This window comes from Nocardia wallacei (genome assembly GCF_029868745.1).
Lineage (GTDB): Bacteria > Actinomycetota > Actinomycetes > Mycobacteriales > Mycobacteriaceae > Nocardia > Nocardia wallacei_B.
Genome location: NZ_JARWOP010000314.1, coordinates 23,601 through 38,008 on the forward strand (window position 1 = coordinate 23,601; position 14,408 = coordinate 38,008).

Consider the following 14,408-nt stretch of genomic DNA (forward strand, 5'->3'; position numbering starts at 1 on the left):
TCAAGGGGCTACGCTGATTCCCCTGTCATTCCGGCACGCCGGTGGCCGGAATCACGACTGTCCGCCTGCGGTGATGGCGATCATCCGTCACCGATGGCGCGACCGACTTCCGGCCGGGGCGTCAAAGCCCTTCGGAGGAACTCATTTTCGGAATCGAACCCCAGATCGTCGCGCATCAGCGCCCGCAGGGTCCGGTAGTTCTCCTGGCAGATACGCCAATTCCGGTCGAGTTCCTCCTCGGTCGCCTCGCCTGGCACCAGCAGCTCGGTGTATTCCAACCGCGGAACCAGCGCTTCGCGAATCAGTCCGCGAGTCTTCTCCGGCGAAACCAGCACCGCCAACCCCAACGCCTTGGTCGCGGCATCGGCTGCCTGCCTCAGCTTCTCGAGATCATCGTGCGACGGGGTCGCGCCTGCGGCCAAAGCCTTCCACACGGGATGCGCTGTGGTGTCCCAGTATTCGATCGCCCCCAACAACAGCGCATACGCCTCCTGCCGCGCCTGATACCGCCGATCCCCCTCATGCCGACTGCGATCCCGCCGCCACCGCCGATCCTCCCGCCACGAACCGATGATCTGCGCCCCCAGCACTCCCGCAAACCCCAACCCGGCCACAGCCACTGGAACCCAAGCCGCCACATCGCCCGCCATACCTGTCACAGTACGAGCCTCGGGTCCCGCCTTCTCGACAAGTCCGGCCGAAGCTGGTCTTCGCAGACTCGACATGGACCCGCACAGGCGCTTGCCGCTATCGAGATCATTGATCCGGTGCGAAGATCTCGCATGGATCCTCTTGGCATAGCGCTAGTCTGGCGGAGTGGTGGGCTTGCGGGTCGTGCGGGGGAGTGTGGATGACCGCGGGATCGGGGAATTGCTGTACGAGGCCATCGGCGGTGAACGTAGTCGGCTCACTGCCGCGCTGGTGCGCTACCGTGACGATCGGCGGACCGAGTTGCTGGTGGCTACCGAGGCCGGGAAATCAGTGGGCGTCATGGGTTTTCGGGTGAGGGACGACAACATCACGCTGCTGCATATCGCGACGGCGGCCGGGCGACGCCGGGACGGAATCGGCCGACTTCTCGTCAACGAGCTTCGAGCACGGGGTCTCGCTGTGGTCGCCGAGACCGATGCGGAATCCGTCGGCTTCTACCGCGGGACCGGCTTCACGGTGGAGTCGCTGGGGGAGAAGTATCCGGGGGTCGAACGGTTCCGGATCTGTTTGGCGGCGGATCCTGGCTGAGGTGCTTCGCTGATCCTTCGGCCCCTGGCGACTCGCTCACGCCGCCGCCCCTCTTTCGTTCGTTCTCATCAACGTCGGCAACGCGCAACGTGTGGCTGAGGCGCTACACCTGCCCGCTGCGCGGCTCGAGGCCGACTAGCTCCAGTTGGCTGCGAGGGTGAGGCAGAACGGGTGGCCGCTCGGGTCGAGCAGGACCCGCCATCCCTCGCCGGGCTGAAACTCCGGCACCGTGGCGCCCAGTTCGACCAGTTGCTTACTCGCCATATCGAGGTCTTCGACCGCCAAATCCAGGTGGAACTGCTTGGTGCCGTTCTCGTTCGGCCAGGCCGGTGCCTGGTAGTCGGGGATCGTGCCGAACCCGAGCGCGTGATCCGGACCAGTGAGCATGGCGTACTCGTCTTGCGCGTGCGCGATTTCCCAACCGAGCGCCGCCGCCCAGAACTTCGCGTCTCGCCGCGCATCGGCACTGTCCAGAGTGAGCATCTTCAACGTGGCAACCGCCATGGGCTTTCCTCTCCGCAAGAAAAATTACTGTCGCCAGCCTGCAACACCGGACGCCGCACGCGATTGCAAAAACGCGACAACGGCTCGCGCCCGATCGTGTCTCCGGCCGCGGTGGTCTTCTGCTTGCCTGGTCATTCGTGTGGTCGGCGCGGACGGTGGGTGCTCATGAGGGCCTGCCGACGCACTGAAGTCGGCAGGAGCGGACGTTCGGCGGGTTCGGACGTAGGGGTGTGCCCGTGGAGTCAGACGGCAAGCTGGAAGACTTACGGTCAGTGCTCTCATGCGTTTTCGAGAAGCTCGGTGCCGAGAGTCTCACCGAGCCCGACCGGGTCGAGTTGGTGGCACGCGCCGAGGTGGTGCAGGGTCAGATCGAAGCGATCCAGGATGTCATCGGAACGAGGAGCATGTAACGGATGTGGACGATGCCCGCGCCTACGGGTGATCGGCTGTTCTGAGGCGGCTGAGCCGGAGCAGTTTTCGTTGCCGGGTCACCCATCTGGGTAGTCCGCGGTCGAGCTACCGCTGAACCTGGAATGCCGGGCTGTGGCGGCGGTCCGGATCGGTGGGGAGGCGACGTTATGCCGGGGCGCCGAACCGGGGGTGCTCGAGGACGCGGGGTTTGTACTCGACCAGCTGGATGCGGCCGTCGAAGGTTCCTCAACCTGGTGCGGAGCGTGACCTTAGATCGCGGAGGCAGTACTCGTACCCGGTGGCGCCGTCGGTGTATGTCACGTCGGTGCCGGCGACGCCACGGCGGCAGCTCGTCTGCTTTTCCTCGAGAGGGACACGGTCGACCACCACATAATCCGCGGTGGCGTCAGAGCAGGACACCTCGAGATAGTTACCGCTACCACGCCGTTTCAGGCAATCCCCCTTCTCGAAGGGGTCCTCGAACAGAATCCCACACGCCGTGGCGAACAGCGCCAGCGCCAACAGCGCGAAGATACGCGAAGCGCGCATTTGCTGCCTTCCGAGCGAGAGATATTCCGCCGCAGTGCAATTCGAGCGCACGATAGCACAGCTGGGCCTCGGTGACACTGCGGTTCGCCTGCCAGCGCATGAGCGGGATGGCGCAGCTAGAGGTGCCCGCTCGTCGGCAATATCGGAGTGCGAGGAGTAGGTGGGCGGTACGAAGTTCAGCTTTACGGGATGGGTCGGGCCCGGAGCGGGCCGAGGATCGACTCCGGCGTCCAGTTGGTGGCTTGGGTGAGAGCTGCCGAATCCGACGGACTGACACCCATGTCCCGGCGGGCTTCGAAGACGAATGCCCGGCGCAGTCGATGTGCCTCCGCTCTGGCCAGCTCCCAGTCCGCACGGTCGGTGAGCTCTCCGCGTGCGAACCACTCCAGCACCCAGGTGCATTGATTGAGTTGCTGGCCGATGTCAGTCGCCCGCGATCCTCCCAACAGCAGAACCTCCTGCCATCGCAAGCTACGTTCGGCTTCCGCTTCGATGAGCAGTGGCAGGCCTTGGTCGACAGCCAGTGGCTCGACATCGGCAGAGAGATTGCGAGATGCCGCTATTCGTCGTGCGAGCGCATGCATGCGCGTGATGCAGTTCGAATACTCCACATACGCGGCCAGCCTGCGCTCATCCCACCGCACGGCATGGCTGCGAGACCACTTGGCACGTTCGTTGGCGTATGTCGCGAAAAATGTCAGGGCACCGCCAACAGCCACCCCCACAAGCGTCCCCACCACCTGACCGAGCATCACCGAATCTTAGTTCAGCACAGGCGAATCGGGTGGCCGAAGGCTGGACGAACGTGACTGGGTGTCCCCGGCCAGTACGGCATGGAGCGCGGCCTCGGCGGCGGCGAAACAGTCGGGGAAGGAGCCCTCGCCGTTGGCCCAGCGACCGAACGCCTCCTCGGAAATGATCGAGGCCACCCGGGCGGTGAGGTGTGCCTCGGTGGGCCCGGCCCCGCGCTGTTGCAAGGCGTCCCGGAGCGCGGCGGTGATCGCTGCCGACTTGCTGCGCTCGCGTTCCAGCAACTCCGCACTCGATTCGATGATCGCTCTGCGTCGCCCGGAATCGGTGACCATTCCGCTGACCGCCGCACCGACCTCACGAAAGGCCGACAGTGCCGCCGGTAGTGGCGCAAGCCCGGGATCCGCAGCAAGAACCGCCTCGGACACGGCGGCCGGAAGCCGCTCGGAGCCGGCGAAAAGAATCTCCCGCTTGTCCGGAAAGTACCGGTGGAAGGTCCGTCGGGTCAGTCCTGCCCGCTCCGCGATCTGCGTCACCGTCACGGCGTCGTAGCCGTGCTCGCCGAACAGGTCCAACGCCGCCTGTCGCAGGCGTTCCGGAGCTCCGGGGTCCCACCGTGCCATGCCCGCATCCTACCCATCGCGATGACTCACTGGGACATCGGTGCTAGCGTGGTGATGACACAATGGGACATGGCAGGATGGAGGAGACATGGCGCAGGGTGAGATCTGGATTCTCGGAGCCACCGGAAGGGTGGGGCGGGCCGTCGCGGCGCAGATCGTGGCGGCCGGTGTCGTCCCCGTGCTGGCCGGCCGCGATGCCGGTCGGCTGCGCACCGCGGCCGCCGGCCTCGGGCTCGACACCGACTCGAAGATCGTCGTCGCGTCGGAGGTGGAGGCCATGGCGGCCGAGATCACCCGGCAGCGGCCCGCCGTGGTCGTCAACACCATCGGCGACTACGCCGAGACCGCCGTCCTGCTCGCCCGCGCCTGCATGCCGGGCGGCCACTACCTCGACCAGGCCAACGACCCAGCCGCCTTCGATCGCCTGTTCGCCCTGCACGACGAGGCCGCCGCCGTGGGGAGCACCCTGGTGGTCGGTGCGGGATTCGGCGTCGTCGGAACCGAGGCGATCGTGGCACGCCTGTGTGAGAACCGTCCCGTGCCGAGCCGGGTCCGGGTGGACGCCTTCGCCTCGGTCGCCGTCGAGGAAGGGGTGCTAGGCGTCGCCCTTGCCACCAGCATCGTGGACAGTTTCGCGATGGGTGGCCGCCGCTATGACGGTGGCCGGCTGGTCAAGACCCGCCTCGGCGGGGAAGTGCATCACCTGACCCTGCCCGACGGAGAGCGTATGTCCTCGGTCGGTGTGCCCTCCGGTGAACTCATTGCTGCGCACCGGGTCAGTGGAGCTCCCTCGGTGTCGGCGACCTCCGGCCTCATTCCCGCCTCGCTCGCCGTTCGGGCGGCCCTGCCGCTGCTCTCGGCGATCCTGCGGATCCGGACGGTGCGGGCCTTCGCGATCGGCCGGATGGCCGGAATCAAGGCCAAGGCCGCCCCACGCCCACGCCCCCACACCTGGGGTCACGCCGTCATCACCTGGCCCGACGGCACTGCCCGCGAAGGATGGCTGCGGGCCGGCGACGCAATGGAATTCACCTCTGCCGTCGCCGCTCAGACCGCGCTCCAGCTCGCCGCGGGTAAAGGACGGCCCGGCGCTCACACCCCGGCCGCCGCCCTCGGCCCGGACCTTGCCACCGCTGCCGGAGCAGACTTCGTGGACGAGGCCCCAGCCTGACCGTCATGGCAAAGGACCGCCACGCCGCCCAGCCCACCGGTCCTCGCGAAGCGCCCGCGAGTTCCGGCCCCACCACACGCGGTAGTGGGGCCGGTCGTCACAGTGCGTCCAGTGCCCGACGGCCGATACGTGGATCGGCCAAGGGACGCAGTGCGATTCGCAGCAGCGCGAGCGGATTGTCGTCTCCGGCAATGCGATTCAGTTTCAATGTCCCGCACAGCAGGCACTGGTGGACCAATGCCCATTCGCCATCGTGGCGCACGGTCGAACTGACCGCGAGCATGCGGCCGCGGCACGGGCTCGCGCGGTCACCAGGGATTCGCCCGTCGACATGGCGGCTGGTCAGACAATGGGGGCAGTGATTGCGGTGCGACGTGCCCGGTACGGTGATCGGCACATCCAGACGACAGCCGATACACCGGAAACTCGCACCGGATTCCCCACCGGGACCATGCAATACGGTCTTGCCGCGTTGCGGGCGCACGGAGAGGGCCCTGTTCCTTCGAGGCATCGCGACCGCCTAGAGGTCGCCGAAGACTTCGAGCGGGAACGGCGGCTCCGCCAGCGGGCGTACCGCGAGTCGCATGAGAATCAGCTGGTTGTCGTCTTCGCTGATCGCATGCAGCGCCAACTCACAGCAGCGCGCGCATCGATGCACGATGGCCCATTCGCCGCCGCGGCGCACCGCGATCGACAGCGGAGCCATGCGTCCGCGGCACTCGGATACGCCGCCCTCGACGTGGTCGAGGGTGTGACACGAGTGCAGGCAGCTCGGGCAGTGATTGCGTCGACTGTTTCCGGGCGCGAGCGCGGAAACGGTGAGCCCGCAGCGGATGCAGGTGAAGGTGCCGGTCTTTGCGGCCGGACTGGGTTCATTCTGAGCGGAAATATGGTGGGACAACCCGGATCACTCCTTGGCAGAAAGCTGATGAGCAAACAGCAGGAGTAGGCCGAGCGCGCCTCGACGCCGCGGAACGTCCGTTCAGTGCGTGTGGCCGGCGGAGAGGCTGGCCGAGTACGCACCCTGAGGCGCTCTCGGCGCGGGCTGGGGCATAAATCAGTCCTTCCGCCAGTCGAATTCGATGCGCGTCGTCCGCACCCGGGCACCGTAGCAACGGTCGTCCGCTCTCCGCCATCGAATTGTTCGGTCGGGATCTCGGTAGACCTCGGCCGATGCCCCAGTAGCCTCGATCCGATACGCGGGAGAGGGAAAGGTGCGCGGCATGGAAAACGAATCGGGCTCGCCTCGCCCGCCCTATCGGGCGAAATACATTGCGGTCGTTGCCGTCGCGATCATCGCGGTGATCGCCGCAACCGCCGACGTGCCGGGCCGGATCAGCCGGGCGTTGAGTGGCACGTCACGCGAAGACCTGTTGTCCTCGCCGCGGCTGGACTCGGAACTGGACGTGGTGCGCGGCCAACTCGGCGGGCTGCCGATGCGGCGAATGGACGTCACCGCCAACCTCATCTCCGTCGAGGCCGTCGCCGCCGACGGCCGGCTGCACCTCTACTGGGTGCGCGACGGCGAGGTGGAGGACATGGACTCGACCACCGACCTGCATGCGGGCGAGACGGCGTTCGCCGCAGCGGATCTGTCGGGGCCGCGGATCCGGGCGGTGGTGTCTGATGTCCGCAGCCTTGGCAAGCCGGGCGAGATCCAGTTGGTCTCCTATATTTACCGCCACAAGCATCCGCTGTCGGTCGCCGTGTGGATCCGGCACGATCCGGTGAGCTCGGTGCTGCACTTCGACCCGCAGGGCGGGTCCACCGTGGTGGCCGAGGAGTCGATCGAGACCGACGAGCACACCTCGTCGTTCGGCGGCTGCTGGTGTTGACCATGTAGGTCGCGCCCGTGTCCATAACCGCTGCAAAAGCCGTGTCGGCCAAGGGATCTGGACGACTGCGCGGGTCGCGACAGAGATCAGCGCCAACCGGGTTCGCCGTCGAAGTGGACGTCGAAGCGATCGTCTCGCTCCCCGACTGCCATTCGGTTCATGGGCCCCGGGTTGGTCGGTCGCCAACACTCAACTGCCGATACTTGCCCGGAAATCGGTTGTCCAGCAACATCGCCGGGGTCGAGCACGCCGGTATCCGTTCCTATGTCAAAGAGCGGGTATCGGGCGGGGCGGCGGAAGGGTTGAGCCGGAGTACCTGGAGAGCCGGGCTGGATGCCCGGCTCTGGCGGCGGTCCGGATCGGTGGGAGGCGACATTATGCCGGGGCACCGAGCGGGGGGTGCTCGAGGACGCGAGGCTTGTACTCGACCAGCTGGATGCGGCCGTCGAAGGTGCGGTGATCGGTCATCTCGAGGGCAACGTCGGGATAGCTGTCATAGATACGTTCCGCGCCCGTGGCACCGGTGATGACCGGGAACATCACGACCCGGAATCGGTCGACGAGTCCGGCTCGGAGCAGGGACCGGCACAGGCTCAGGCTGCCGATCGTGGTGAGCAGCCCCGAACCACTCGTTTTCATGGCGCGGACCGCCTCGACGGCGTCGTCGCGGACGAGCGTGGAGTTGGCCCACGTCAGCGGCGCCTCGAGTGAGGAGGAGAACACCACCTTGGACGCCTTTGTGAGCCCGTCGACGGACGCCTCTTCTTCCGGCCTGAACTCGTCTTGGCCATCGGGGACCTCGCCGGCGGCGAAGCTCGACATCAGGCGGTAGGTGTTCGCTCCCATCAGGTAGGTGGGCTCGGGCTGCTCGCCGAGCCATGCGAGATACTCCGGGCCCTCGAGGCCCCAGAACCCGGGCCATCCCTCTCCCGATGCATAGCCGTCGAGGGAGGTGATGAAGTCGACGAGAAGCTCCGACATGGCGGTGTCCTTTCCTTGGGTGTCACAAGCTTTGACCGGGCGGGAGCCACAAACTCATCGGCTGCGCCGAGGTGTCACCACGACTCACAACATTCGACCCGCTACAGAAGTTCGGCGAGCGCTTGAAGCACGGCCGGACGATCCGCGCTCGGCACATCCCTGAGCACCTCGCGAAGAAGTCTGATCTTGTTCTTGGTAATGACAACCTTCGCGACGGCGGCGGCCGAGCTGGACAACGCTGTTGCCTGTCGGCAATTGCCGAGTTCTATCAGCAAATGACCAATCGTGTGAGGCACGGGGGGTGGAGAGAGGCACGGACTACCGGTGCCCTATCGCGCTGGTCGTTTAGCAGGCCACCAACTGCACCCTGCAATCGGCAGTACCGTCCGTTGGACGGCATGCTTCGCGCGCCTCGGTCGAGGTGTGAACATCCAACGACCGTCGATGAGGGCCTTGTGGGACCCGAATCTCATGCTGCGCGGAGAGCGTGAGGCGGTCTGATGAGGTTGCCTAGGATCGACGGGTGCGGATGGGAGCGTGGTGATGAGTCTGGCTATGTTGCTGACGCTGGGGGACTCGCGGCTGCCGATCGGGGGGCATGTGCATTCCGGTGGTGTGGAGGAGGCTGTGGCGTCGGGGCTGGTGCGGGATGTGGCGACCGTTGAGCAGTACTTGCGGCGGCGGGTTCGGACGTCGGGGCTGGTGGCGGCGTCGTTGGCGGCGGCAGTGTGCGCGGGAGGGCTGGAGGTGGCGCGGGCTGAGGTGGAGGCGGATGCGCGGACACCGGCGCCTGCGGCGCGGACGGCGTCGCGGGCGCAGGGGCGGGGGCTGTTTCGACTGGCGCGGCAGGTGTGGTCGCGGCACGACTGGACTGCGCTGGGTGCGCGGCCGCATCTATCGACGGTGTTCGGCGTGGTGGGGGAGGCCGCCCGGGTGACGCCGGAGGAGATCGCGGGTGTTGTCGCCTACACCACGATGACCGGGGCGGCGACGGCCGCGCAACGGCTGCTGGCGCTCGATCCGGCCGCGGTGGCCGCCTGCACGGTCCGCCTCGCCGCCGACTGCGACGAGGTCGCGGCCGAGGCGGTGAAAGGGCTTGCCGCCCTGTCCGATCCGCTGCAGGATGTGCTGGCCGAGCGGCACGTGGGCCGCCCGATGCCCCTGTTCGCTTCCTGATCTGGCCCGGAGGTCCGCCCACCTGTGGTGACACGCGGGCGTCCTGATCTGGCCCGGCGGCTCGCCTGCGCTGGTGACACATGGGCGTTCTGATCTGACTGGGCAGCTCGCGTGCCGGGCGACACTTGGGCGTTCTGGCCAACCGGCTTGCCTGCGCTGGTGACACGCGGGCGTTCTGATCTGATTCGGCGGCTCGCCTGCGCGGGTGACATGCGGACGTTCTGACCTGGCATGACGGCTCGCCCCCGAGTACCACGCGGGCGTCCTGGCCCGGCCCGGCGGCACGCCCGCCCGGGTAACACGTGGTTTACACGGGTCGGCCAGGATGTGGGGGAAAGGAGTTGAGCATGCCCCCACATCTGATTGATGGTGAGCCGCACGATCACGGTCATGAGCGGCCCAGGCGTGAGCGCACACCGGGCGAGCCGCTGCGGATCGGGATCGGTGGGCCGGTCGGGTCCGGGAAGACCGCGCTGGTCGCGGCGCTGTGCCGGGTGCTGCGCGGCGAGCTGTCGCTCGCGGTGCTGACCAACGACATCTACACCACCGAGGACGCCGACTTCCTGCGCCGGCACGCGGTGCTGCCCGACGAGCGGATCACCGCCGTGCAGACCGGCGGCTGCCCGCACACCGCCATCCGCGACGACATCACCGCCAATCTCGACGCCATCGACGACCTGATCGAGGCCAATCCGCCGCTGGACCTCATCCTGGTCGAGTCCGGCGGCGACAACCTGACCGCCACCTTCTCCTCCGGTCTGATCGACGCGCAGATCTTCGTGGTCGACGTGGCCGGCGGTGACAAGGTGCCGCGCAAGGGCGGCCCGGGTGTCACCTTCTCGGATCTGCTGGTGATCAACAAGACCGACCTTGCGCCGATGGTCGGTGCGGATCTCGCTGTGATGGAACGGGATTCGTCGGCCGTACGCGAGGGCCGCCCGTTCGTCTTCACATCATTGACCGAGGACCCCGCCGCCACGCCGGTCCTTGCCTGGGTGCGCGAACAGTTGCGGTCGGCGGCCGAACAGGATGCCGCGGCCGGGGCGGGCCCCGCCTTTGCGCACTGAGCTGACGATCCGCGCCCGGGCGGGCGCGCTGCCGCAGATCCGGGCCACCGGTGGCCTGGCGGCGCGGCGCACCGGTCCGGGCGTGGTGCATCTGATCGGCACCGCCGCCACACCGCTCGGCGGGGACGAACTCGATATCGCCGTCGTGGTGGAGCCCGGCGCGCGGCTGGCGGTGCGCTCTGTCGCTGCCACCATCGCTCTGCCCGGGCGAGACACTCGAAAATCGGTGGCGCGCTGGCACTTCGAGGTAGGAGAGGGTGGCGAGCTGGACTTCGACCCCGAACCCACGGTGGTGGCGGGCGGGGCCGAACATATGGCTCTGACGGCGGTCGTCCTTGCCTGCGGTGCCCGAATCCGGCTACGCGAGCGTGTGCAGATCGGCCGCGCGGGCGAGGATTCGGGCTACTGGCGCGGCGATCTGACCGCCGACCTCACCACGACCCCCCTTCTCCGCCACCACCTCGAACTCGGCTCTGCCGCCGTCACCGACGACACCCTCTCCGCCCCACGCGCTTTGTCCAGCATCCTCACCTACCCTGACGAAACCCCCACGCACACTGCAGGTTTGGATGCCGCTCTACTTCCGCTGGCCGCGGGAGGCTCCCTCTACACCTGGTCCGGCCACCTCCTCGCCGACCAGCCGACCGAAACCGAAATTCGCGTGTAGGCACACGATCTATGTGTCCGGTGTGGGCCGATCGCGGGCGGGTGGATAGATGGGCTCCGGGCGGTTTCCGAACAGATAGTCTCGGAAAGCTGCCAGATATTCGTCTATTTCCTGTTGGTCGAGAAACCGGGATTGTGTCGGGTCGAACCATTCGTTCGGCGTCGGGCGCCGCGCGATCATGTAGTCGAGAGCTTCGCGCATCATGTCCCCGTACGCCGAATTCGTGGCGACGCGTTCGCGTTCTCTCGGGGCAAGTCGCCACATCTCGTCGGCCCAGTCCGCGGAGTGCAACCTCACGAGCGGGAACAGCAGGCGATTGAGGTGCGGGACCTCGTCCCACCACTTGTTGTTCGTGCGCAAAAGTTCACTGGCCGTTGTCGGTTCGTAGGTCGGGTTGATCGCTCGGGCGGCTCCGCGGGGATGCCAGGTCGGCCCGATATTGAGGTTCACCGGCGGGTACCAGACGCCGCGCCACACCGGAACTCCGAGCGCCAGCGGATTCACGGGAAGTTCCTCGGCCAGTGAGATGTCGGCCGTGATGCGACGCACAGGCGGCAACTCCTCGTAGGAGGGGAGAAGATCGGCCACCATCGTCAAGCAGTCCCGCTCATCGAAGCCGGTCACACCCGCGTACGGCCTGGTCCACCAGAGAACTGTTCCGTGGTCTGGATCGAATTCGATCCAGAACCGTCGCACCGTGGGCATATTCGCCCTCCTCCGCTGGACACTCCCGAGCGCTCACGATACCGAGTTCGAGCAGTGACTTCCGCTCGATAATCGGCACGGGCCGGATGTCCGGAAGCGCTTGTGCCGCAGTGGTCAGGACGTCCTGCGGACGATGATGTTGCCGGTGGTGACGTGCGCCTGTATCTCGGCGGCCTTGTCGGAGTAATGGGGGCTCTCGGCGGGATCGAGATCATTGCGTACCCAGCCGAAATCGGTGTGCAGGTCGAGCACGGCGGTGGTGCCGGAACCGACGCCGATGTCGAGTTCGCCCATGGTGGTCTCCAAGCGGATCCGGCCCTGGGTGATCCGGTCGACGCGGATGGATCCTGCCGCCGTGGTGGCGGTGACGTCTGATTCCGCGGTGCCGATGGAGATGTCGCCGTTCGCCGACCGGGCTCGCAGTTCGCCGGTCACCGTGCCGACGGTGGTCGTGCCCATGGAGGTCGTCGATTCCACCGCGCCCGCCGTGTCGATATGGATATCACCGAGGGAACTGGTCAGTCGGCAATCGCCGAGGCTGCCCTCGGTGCGGATGGTGCCCATCTCTGTGTCGGCGCGGACCCGCGACCCGGTCGGAACCTCGATGACGATTTCGATCACGCCGTGGGCGCGGCTGGACGGCTGCTCGCTCGACGGCGGACGTGGTGTGCTTACTCTCAGTTCGCCTTTCGAGTACTCCGCTCGCGTCTGCTCGACGGTCTCCACGTCGAGGCGACGGTCCTGATCGTCGGCGCGCACCTCGACGACCGTGGAGGTCCGGTCGCCGGCGATGACACTGATATGGCCGACGAAGGCCTCGACGATGACGGAAATCGGCTCGGGAGAATCGAATTCGCGCCGCATGGGTGCCCTCCTTCAGCGGGCAGGTGACGTGGCCTGCGCCCGCTCCGTCGTTGGAGGGGCGACCTCGCTGCGTCACATCATCCGCTGTGTCATGGGTTATCCGCTGCGGTTCGCCGCTGAAGATGTTGTCGTGCAGCTCGAGAGCGGGACAGTGGTGGCGAGATGTGCGGTGGACGCGGGTCAGCGTTCGATGGTGTCGCGAGGGGCCATGCGGTTGGTGCGCTTGGGGCGGCCGTTTTCGTCGGCAGCGGAATCCGGGCCGAGGGCTTGTGCGGTGCGCGGTCTGGTGGCCGGAGGAACCGCTTGCCCTGAGTTGTGCGGCGTGGCGGGCGGGGTGCCGGGCTGGGCTGAGGGCGGCTGGGTCGGCTGGGTGTGACCCGGTTGGCCTGACTGTAGGTGAGCTGGTTGGGTTGATTGCGGCTGACCCGGTCGGCCTGGCTGTAGGTGAGCCGATTGGGTTGGCGGCGGGTGACCCGGTTGGGTTGGCCCGCGGCCTGATTGGGTGGGCTGCTCGGCAGTCGGCCTGTTGGACCGCGCGGTTACCGGGGCGGTGCGTTGTTCGTGGGAGGCTGCCCGGCGTGCTCCGGGCGACGTTGCGGGATATCTGGTGGATTGCCGGCGCGGCTTGGTGTTGCGGCCCCGGCGTTCGGGTTTGGCGAACCGGAGGGCTAGTAACGCTAGGCCCGCGAGGGCGAGCGCGAGGGCGATCAGTACGGCGGCCCAGGTGGATCCGTGCATCCGTTGTCCCCTTCCGGAGGCGGGCGCCGCATCGGGCGCCGTGGGCAATTGTGCCCGACGGGCGGGGTGTTCTGCTGGAAATGGGGACGGAATGATCGGGTTCCGACAGTGTGGGCGGCGGTTCGCCACCGTGGTTCGCCGCGGCCGACGTGGTCGTGAAACGCTCTGGCATGCACGGTTTTTCGGGACCGTGCCGCCGGGCGGACGAACGAGAACGGGGCGGGAAGCGGACATCGTCGGCCGGTTCCCGCCCCGTGGGCGTGTCGGTCAGTCGCCTACGACGCGCGGAGGTGCGTTGTAGGAATTGACCGCGCCGACTACCGCGCCCGCGGCCGCACCGATCGCGGCGGCGGGGACGGTGATGACGCCGGCGCCGAACGCGGCGCCCAGCGCGGGGCCCGCCACCATGCCGACCGGCATGAACGGGAGGCCCACGACCAGGCCGACCACACCGCCGACCAGACCGGAGGTGAGTGCGATCGGGGCCGCCGTAGCGGCGCCCGCGAGCGCACCCACCGCGGCGGAGCCGACGGTCTGCCCGGCGATGCGGTCGGAACGGCTGCGCTCCATGCCGACCGAGTCCAGGAAGGTCGCGAGGTCGGCCTCGGTGCGGGCGGCGCTGTCGTTGATCTGGATGGCCTGCTCGCGGTCGATCCATGCCGGGGCGTCGACCTGGACGTCGCCGAACCGGAACTTGTCCGGCGGCGGCGCGATCGGCGGCACCGGTGCGACCGGCACGGGAGCGTGCAGCGCGCCCACCGGCGCCAGGTAGCTCTTGTCCGGCATGGCCCGCGCGTCCTGCAGCGAGCTGAGCGTGCTGTGCGGAATGTTCAGCCCCTCGTAGGGCTGCACATTGGGCGCCTCGCTCGCCGGCCACTGCCGGGGCGCTTGGTCCTGCTGGGCCGCCTGGTTCGGCTCGGTCGGCGCGGCATTGGCGGTCCCCGTACCGACGACCGCCAGCACTAGCGGGATCGCACCCGCCGCGACGGCGCTTCCTACCCGGTGGCGATGCGGACTGGGCGCTCTATGTTTGCCTGCGGCCATAGCGACCTTTCTTTCCGGGGACATCGACGTCCGACATTCGGACCCGGCGCTCCGGTGGATTGGTCGAAAATCCGACACGCCGAA

General features: G+C 67.5%; 19 protein-coding genes. 7 read left to right on the plus strand and 12 right to left on the minus strand.

Annotated elements, in window-relative coordinates:
- Positions 1–80: 80 nt before the first annotated feature.
- A complete protein-coding gene (locus QH470_RS29525; RefSeq protein WP_280275637.1) occupies positions 81–650 on the minus strand; it encodes a hypothetical protein in 570 nt (189 codons plus the stop codon).
- 166 nt (positions 651–816) lie between these two features.
- On the opposite strand from QH470_RS29525, the gene QH470_RS29530 reads away from it, so the two are divergent.
- Positions 817–1,239 carry a GNAT family N-acetyltransferase gene (locus tag QH470_RS29530; RefSeq protein ID WP_280275638.1) on the plus strand — a complete coding sequence of 141 codons (423 nt, stop codon included), beginning with the start codon at positions 817–819 and terminating at the stop codon, positions 1,237–1,239.
- A 135-nt stretch (positions 1,240–1,374) separates the two neighbouring features.
- Here the strand turns inward: QH470_RS29530 and QH470_RS29535 are convergent, their stop codons facing one another.
- Positions 1,375–1,743 carry a VOC family protein gene (locus QH470_RS29535; protein WP_280275639.1) on the minus strand — a complete coding sequence of 123 codons (369 nt, stop codon included), beginning with the start codon at positions 1,741–1,743 and terminating at the stop codon, positions 1,375–1,377.
- A gap of 272 nt (positions 1,744–2,015) precedes the next feature.
- Here QH470_RS29535 and QH470_RS29540 point away from each other — a divergent pair, with 272 nt between their 5' ends.
- The gene (locus QH470_RS29540) at positions 2,016–2,153 is read left to right on the plus strand and encodes a hypothetical protein (protein ID WP_280275640.1); all 138 of its coding nucleotides are present in this window, start codon (positions 2,016–2,018) and stop codon (positions 2,151–2,153) included.
- Between the two features lie 247 nt (positions 2,154–2,400).
- Here QH470_RS29540 and QH470_RS29545 read toward each other — a convergent pair whose 3' ends face one another.
- From QH470_RS29545 to QH470_RS29555, 3 genes are all read right to left on the minus strand, one after another.
- Positions 2,401–2,703 carry an LppU/SCO3897 family protein gene (locus QH470_RS29545; RefSeq protein WP_280275641.1) on the minus strand — a complete coding sequence of 101 codons (303 nt, stop codon included), beginning with the start codon at positions 2,701–2,703 and terminating at the stop codon, positions 2,401–2,403.
- 182 nt (positions 2,704–2,885) lie between these two features.
- On the minus strand, positions 2,886–3,455 hold the full coding sequence (locus QH470_RS29550; protein WP_280275642.1) for a hypothetical protein: 570 nt from the start codon (positions 3,453–3,455) through the stop codon (positions 2,886–2,888).
- A gap of 9 nt (positions 3,456–3,464) precedes the next feature.
- A complete protein-coding gene (locus tag QH470_RS29555) occupies positions 3,465–4,076 on the minus strand; it encodes a TetR/AcrR family transcriptional regulator (protein ID WP_280275643.1) in 612 nt (203 codons plus the stop codon).
- 88 nt (positions 4,077–4,164) lie between these two features.
- Between QH470_RS29555 and QH470_RS29560 the strand changes: the two genes are divergently transcribed.
- A complete protein-coding gene (locus tag QH470_RS29560; RefSeq protein WP_280275644.1) occupies positions 4,165–5,247 on the plus strand; it encodes a saccharopine dehydrogenase family protein in 1,083 nt (360 codons plus the stop codon).
- 97 nt (positions 5,248–5,344) lie between these two features.
- Here the strand turns inward: QH470_RS29560 and QH470_RS29565 are convergent, their stop codons facing one another.
- Together QH470_RS29565 and QH470_RS29570 are read right to left on the minus strand one after the other, a co-directional pair.
- The gene (locus QH470_RS29565; RefSeq protein ID WP_280275645.1) at positions 5,345–5,731 is read right to left on the minus strand and encodes an RNHCP domain-containing protein; all 387 of its coding nucleotides are present in this window, start codon (positions 5,729–5,731) and stop codon (positions 5,345–5,347) included.
- A gap of 36 nt (positions 5,732–5,767) precedes the next feature.
- Positions 5,768–6,148, minus strand: a complete 381-nt coding sequence (locus tag QH470_RS29570; protein ID WP_280275646.1) for an RNHCP domain-containing protein — start codon at positions 6,146–6,148, stop codon at positions 5,768–5,770.
- A gap of 322 nt (positions 6,149–6,470) precedes the next feature.
- Between QH470_RS29570 and QH470_RS29575 the strand changes: the two genes are divergently transcribed.
- On the plus strand, positions 6,471–7,082 hold the full coding sequence (locus QH470_RS29575; protein WP_280275647.1) for a hypothetical protein: 612 nt from the start codon (positions 6,471–6,473) through the stop codon (positions 7,080–7,082).
- 375 nt (positions 7,083–7,457) lie between these two features.
- On the opposite strand, the gene QH470_RS29580 is transcribed toward QH470_RS29575, so the two are convergent.
- Together QH470_RS29580 and QH470_RS29585 are read right to left on the minus strand one after the other, a co-directional pair.
- A complete protein-coding gene (locus tag QH470_RS29580; protein ID WP_280275648.1) occupies positions 7,458–8,063 on the minus strand; it encodes a dihydrofolate reductase family protein in 606 nt (201 codons plus the stop codon).
- 101 nt (positions 8,064–8,164) lie between these two features.
- Positions 8,165–8,338 carry a hypothetical protein gene (locus tag QH470_RS29585; protein WP_280275649.1) on the minus strand — a complete coding sequence of 58 codons (174 nt, stop codon included), beginning with the start codon at positions 8,336–8,338 and terminating at the stop codon, positions 8,165–8,167.
- A 265-nt stretch (positions 8,339–8,603) separates the two neighbouring features.
- Here QH470_RS29585 and QH470_RS29590 point away from each other — a divergent pair, with 265 nt between their 5' ends.
- The 3 genes from QH470_RS29590 (at position 8,604) to QH470_RS29600 (ending at position 10,973) form a co-directional block, all read left to right on the plus strand.
- On the plus strand, positions 8,604–9,239 hold the full coding sequence (locus QH470_RS29590; RefSeq protein WP_280275650.1) for an urease accessory protein UreF: 636 nt from the start codon (positions 8,604–8,606) through the stop codon (positions 9,237–9,239).
- Between the two features lie 347 nt (positions 9,240–9,586).
- Positions 9,587–10,306, plus strand: a complete 720-nt coding sequence (ureG, locus tag QH470_RS29595; protein ID WP_280275651.1) for an urease accessory protein UreG — start codon at positions 9,587–9,589, stop codon at positions 10,304–10,306.
- A complete protein-coding gene (locus QH470_RS29600; protein ID WP_280275652.1) occupies positions 10,296–10,973 on the plus strand; it encodes an urease accessory protein UreD in 678 nt (225 codons plus the stop codon). The genes ureG and QH470_RS29600 overlap by 11 nt, the downstream gene beginning before the upstream one ends.
- A 9-nt stretch (positions 10,974–10,982) precedes the next feature.
- Here QH470_RS29600 and QH470_RS29605 read toward each other — a convergent pair whose 3' ends face one another.
- The 3 genes from QH470_RS29605 to QH470_RS29615 form a co-directional block, all read right to left on the minus strand.
- Positions 10,983–11,678 carry a hypothetical protein gene (locus QH470_RS29605; protein ID WP_280275653.1) on the minus strand — a complete coding sequence of 232 codons (696 nt, stop codon included), beginning with the start codon at positions 11,676–11,678 and terminating at the stop codon, positions 10,983–10,985.
- Positions 11,679–11,792: 114 nt separating this feature from the next.
- Complete coding sequence (locus tag QH470_RS29610) at positions 11,793–12,542, minus strand: DUF4097 family beta strand repeat-containing protein (protein ID WP_280275654.1); 750 nt, start codon at positions 12,540–12,542, stop codon at positions 11,793–11,795.
- A 1,005-nt stretch (positions 12,543–13,547) separates the two neighbouring features.
- Positions 13,548–14,243, minus strand: coding sequence for a hypothetical protein (locus QH470_RS29615; protein WP_280275655.1), 696 nt, complete (start codon positions 14,241–14,243; stop codon positions 13,548–13,550).
- Between the last annotated feature and the right edge of the window lie 165 nt (positions 14,244–14,408).